Genomic DNA, 4,065 nt, shown 5'->3' with positions numbered 1-4,065 from the left:
TGGCGAGAAGAGGGCAAATATCCCAATTTAATTATCGAAATTCTCTCCGATAGTACCGCCAAAGTTGACCGAGAGGAGAAAAAACAAATTTATCAAGATATATTTCGCACTCCCGATTATTTTTGGTTTGACCCAGAAAGCTTAGAATTTCAGGGATTTAAGCTAAACGGCGCTTAACCTGCATGATCCAACAGCTATAACCCTTTTGGAGTCTATATCGGTGATCCGAAGTAAAAGCCGTTTAGCTTACCCTAATTAGCGGTCAATATCAACCGATTGCCCCCAATTCTCAGGGATGGCTCTGGAGTCAACAATTAGGCTTATATTTGGGTTTATCCGCCAATAAATTGCGCTATTTTACCCCCGAAGGGGAATTAGTACCCACTCCCGCAGAAGCGGCACAACAGGCAGAAAACCAAGTTGAACAGGAAAGGCAGAAATCCGCAAAATTAGCGGCTAAACTGCGGGAATTGGGCATAAATCCCGATGAAAATCTCTAATCTTTTTCTGTCAACCCTTGCACTTAATTAGATAACCACATCGTTGCTCACCTTGATTGATCCAGTGAGTCCGTTCGATCGTACAATCGGGCAGCAGCAGCGCAAACATTTCTAATTCATGGCCACAGATACTGGGATAGGAACCAGCCACCTCAGCAATAGCGCAATGATGCTCGGCCAGGACATAACTATTTTCTGCTTCCAGTGCCACTAATTCTGCCATATAACCCTCCTCTTGGCGAATTTCCAGCAATTTTCTCATTCTTTCCCCTAAAGACCCCTTGCCGAGGCGCAATTGATATTCTGCCGCTTTGCGTTGCCACTGTTTTTTGAGAATTTCCCCCACCTGTTGCTCTCCCACCGTCTCCACGAGAGTATTGAGGAAAGAAACGGCGAAATTATCGTAATTATGGGGAAAACGGCCACGACCTTGACGACTGAGACGATAAATGTGCTGGGGCCGTCCTATCTTATTTTGTACGGCAAAATATTCTATCAGTCCTTCCCCCTCCAAATCCTTAAGATGGCGGCGCGTCGCTTGCGGACTAATACTTAACTCCTCAGCCAAGTCTTGGGCTGTAGATTGACCGTTTTTGAGCAAATATTGCAGAATATCGTCTTTCGTCGAGGCGGGTTGAGTCGTGGTCATGATACCAAAAACAGAGGCTTTAGCGTACAATTGCTGAGAGTCAAGAAGCGGCCAATTACCCCTACAGAGTAACCTGAATAACAGAGGTTTACCAGCATCCTCTCAAATTTTCCGTGACTTTGACAACAGCTTTGTTGTTAATCTATTATATAATCAATTTAAACAACTTTATTGTTGTTTAACTGCCTCCCCTGCCTACCGCGTAGAGAGAACACTAACCCCCATGAGTGCAACCACCGTTAAAAATCTCGTTAACCAACCCTACAAGTACGGTTTCATCACCGATATTGAATCGGAAACCATCCCCCGCGGTTTAAATGAGGAGATTATTCGCCTAATTTCAGCGAAAAAGAAGGAACCGGAATTCATGCTCGATTTTCGTCTCCGGGCCTACCATCAATGGCAAAAGATGACCGAACCCAGTTGGCCGCACGTTTCCTATCCTGCCATTGATTATCAAAATATTATCTACTACTCTGCACCCAAACAGAAAAAAGAAAAACTCAACAGTCTTGAAGAAGTTGACCCCACTTTAATCGAAACCTTTGAAAAATTAGGCATTCCCCTTTCGGAACAAAAACGCCTTTCTAACGTGGCCGTCGATGCTATCTTTGATAGCGTTTCTATCGCCACAACTTTTAAAGAAAAACTAGCAGAACAGGGGGTTATTTTCTGTTCTATTTCGGAAGCTTTACAGGAACATCCCGACTTAGTACAAAAATATCTCGGCAGTGTCGTTCCCGTGGGTGATAATTATTTTGCCGCTCTTAATTCTGCCGTTTTTAGCGATGGTTCCTTTGTTTTTATCCCCAAAGGTGTCGCCTGTCCGATGGAATTGTCCACCTATTTTCGGATTAATAACGGTGAGACGGGACAATTTGAAAGAACTTTAATTGTCGCTGAAGAAGGGGCATCGGTAAGTTATTTAGAAGGTTGCACCGCTCCGATGTACGATAGTAATCAACTTCATGCCGCCGTCGTGGAATTAGTCGCCCTCGATAATGCGGATATTAAATATTCGACGGTACAAAATTGGTACGCTGGCGATGCCAATGGTAAGGGAGGTATTTACAATTTCGTCACTAAACGGGGTCTGTGTAAAGGAGTTAATTCTAAGATTTCTTGGACGCAGGTGGAAACCGGTTCGGCAATTACTTGGAAGTATCCCAGTTGTGTCTTAGTTGGCGATAATTCCGTCGGGGAATTCTACTCAATTGCCCTAACTAATAACAAACAACAGGCCGATACAGGTACGAAAATGATTCACATTGGCCGCAACACCAAGAGTACGATTATTTCTAAGGGAATTTCGGCGGGTAACTCCCAAAATAGTTATCGCGGGTTAGTGAAAATGGGACCGAAAGCCAAGGGAGCAAGAAATTACTCCCAGTGTGATTCTATGCTGATTGGAGATAATGCCGAAGCTAACACTTTTCCCTATATTCAGGTGGATAACAACAGTGCTAAAGTAGAACACGAAGCTTCTACTTCTAAAATCGGTGAAGACCAATTATTCTACTTCGCACAACGGGGTATTTCCGAAGAAGATGCTGTCTCTATGTTAGTCAGTGGTTTCTGTAAGGATGTCCTCAGTAAATTACCGATGGAATTCGCCGCCGAAGCTGATAAACTCCTCAGTCTCAAGCTAGAAGGAACCGTCGGATAATCAGTAAAGTAGGGTGGGTTAGGCGATAGCCGTAACCCACCAAAAGCTAAGTTAGGCGATAGCCGTAACCCACCAAAAGCTAAGTTAGGCGATAGCCGTAACCCACCAAAAGCTAAGACAATTTATCCATCAATTGATGATTCGCCGTCAACCACCAAAACTAATATTTTTGTTCTAGAAAAACATCTCATGAGTGAAGTAATTTTATCGGTAAAAAATCTAACCGCTAGTATTGATGGAAACCAGATTCTTAAAGGAGTTAACCTCGAAATTAAAGCAGGTGAAACCCACGCAATTATGGGGCGCAATGGCTCAGGAAAAAGCACCTTTTCCAAAGTAATCGCTGGACATCCCGATTATGAAGTAACTGGGGGAGAAATAATTTATAAAGGCGAAAACCTTTTAGAAAAAGAACCCGATGAACGAGCGCTTATGGGTATCTTTCTCGCATTCCAATATCCCCTAGAAATCCCCGGCGTTAGTAACCTCGATTTTCTTCGCGTTGCCTATAATGCCCGACAAAAATATTTAGGTTCGGAAGAATTAGATAGTTTTGACTTTGAGGAATTAGTCGAGAAAAAACTAGAAGTTGTCCAGATGAATCCTAGCTTTCTTGGCAGAAGTTTAAACGAAGGTTTCTCCGGTGGCGAGAAAAAACGTAATGAAATCCTCCAAATGGCTTTATTAGAACCCACTTTAGGAATTCTCGATGAAATTGACTCTGGTTTAGACATCGATGCTTTGCGAATTGTTGCCCAGGGAGTCAATCAATTAGCTACTCCCGATAACGCTTTTTTACTTATCACTCACTATCAGCGTCTGCTCAACTACATTGAACCCGATGTTATTCATGTTATGTACGATGGGCGCATTGTCACCAGTGGCGGTAAAGAATTAGCCCTCGAATTAGAAAGAACTGGCTACGATTTCCTCGACGAACAATTATTAGCCGTTAAGTAATCTAGCTATCAGTTATCAGTTATCAGTTATCAGTTATCAGTTATCAGGAGATGGCTTTTATTTATTCTTCCTACACCCCACACCCTACACCCCACACCCTACACCCCACACCCCACACCCCACACCCCACACCCCCCACCCCACCCCCCACACCCTACACCCCCTTTCAAGTCAATGGTCAAGAGATAACTGCTTTTTGATAAAAAGTTAACGTAGTATTGCCGTAGCGTTTTTGACGACAAATGGTTAAACCTTCTAGATTAATTGCTTGCCAAGATTTGGGATTGTGT

At 43.3% G+C, this 4,065-nt stretch carries 4 protein-coding genes and 2 pseudogenes; 4 read left to right on the top strand and 2 right to left on the bottom strand.

Annotated elements, in window-relative coordinates; genetic code table 11:
* Window positions 1-500 (top strand): annotated as a pseudogene (locus tag PX482_RS15875) (Uma2 family endonuclease); the annotation flags it as partial.
* A gap of 10 nt (window positions 501-510) precedes the next feature.
* Here PX482_RS15875 and sufR read toward each other — a convergent pair.
* Complete coding sequence (gene sufR / locus PX482_RS15870; protein ID WP_002789066.1) at window positions 511-1,149, bottom strand: iron-sulfur cluster biosynthesis transcriptional regulator SufR; 639 nt, start codon at window positions 1,147-1,149, stop codon at window positions 511-513.
* Window positions 1,150-1,372: 223 nt separating this feature from the next.
* On the opposite strand from sufR, the gene sufB reads away from it, so the two are divergent.
* From sufB to PX482_RS15855, 3 genes are all read left to right on the top strand, one after another.
* Window positions 1,373-2,815, top strand: coding sequence for a Fe-S cluster assembly protein SufB (sufB, locus tag PX482_RS15865; RefSeq protein WP_002758413.1), 1,443 nt, complete (start codon window positions 1,373-1,375; stop codon window positions 2,813-2,815).
* Window positions 2,816-3,004: 189 nt separating this feature from the next.
* On the top strand, window positions 3,005-3,775 hold the full coding sequence (gene sufC / locus PX482_RS15860) for a Fe-S cluster assembly ATPase SufC (protein ID WP_002758412.1): 771 nt from the start codon (window positions 3,005-3,007) through the stop codon (window positions 3,773-3,775).
* Between the two features lie 50 nt (window positions 3,776-3,825).
* On the top strand, window positions 3,826-3,975 hold the full coding sequence (locus tag PX482_RS15855; RefSeq protein WP_288122668.1) for a hypothetical protein: 150 nt from the start codon (window positions 3,826-3,828) through the stop codon (window positions 3,973-3,975).
* On the opposite strand, the pseudogene PX482_RS15850 reads toward PX482_RS15855, so the two are convergent.
* A pseudogene (locus PX482_RS15850) lies at window positions 3,954-4,065 on the bottom strand (16S rRNA (guanine(966)-N(2))-methyltransferase RsmD); the annotation flags it as partial. The gene PX482_RS15855 and the pseudogene PX482_RS15850 sit on opposite strands and share 22 nt — an antisense overlap.

The sequence above is a fragment of the Microcystis sp. M53602_WE12 genome, assembly GCF_030065455.1.
Classification (GTDB): domain Bacteria; phylum Cyanobacteriota; class Cyanobacteriia; order Cyanobacteriales; family Microcystaceae; genus Microcystis; species Microcystis aeruginosa.
Note: the sequence above shows the minus strand (reverse complement) of the source record. Positions and strands in the feature narration are given on the sequence as shown.

Bases quoted from the DNA above. Each gene is read 5' to 3' on its own strand.
- sufC (WP_002758412.1), top strand. From the start codon at position 3,005: ATGAGTGAAGTAATTTTATCGGTAAAAAATCTAACCGCTAGTATTGAT.
- PX482_RS15855 (WP_288122668.1), top strand. From the start codon at position 3,826: ATGGCTTTTATTTATTCTTCCTACACCCCACACCCTACACCCCACACC.
- sufB (WP_002758413.1), top strand. From the start codon at position 1,373: ATGAGTGCAACCACCGTTAAAAATCTCGTTAACCAACCCTACAAGTAC.
- sufR (WP_002789066.1), bottom strand. From the start codon at position 1,149: ATGACCACGACTCAACCCGCCTCGACGAAAGACGATATTCTGCAATAT.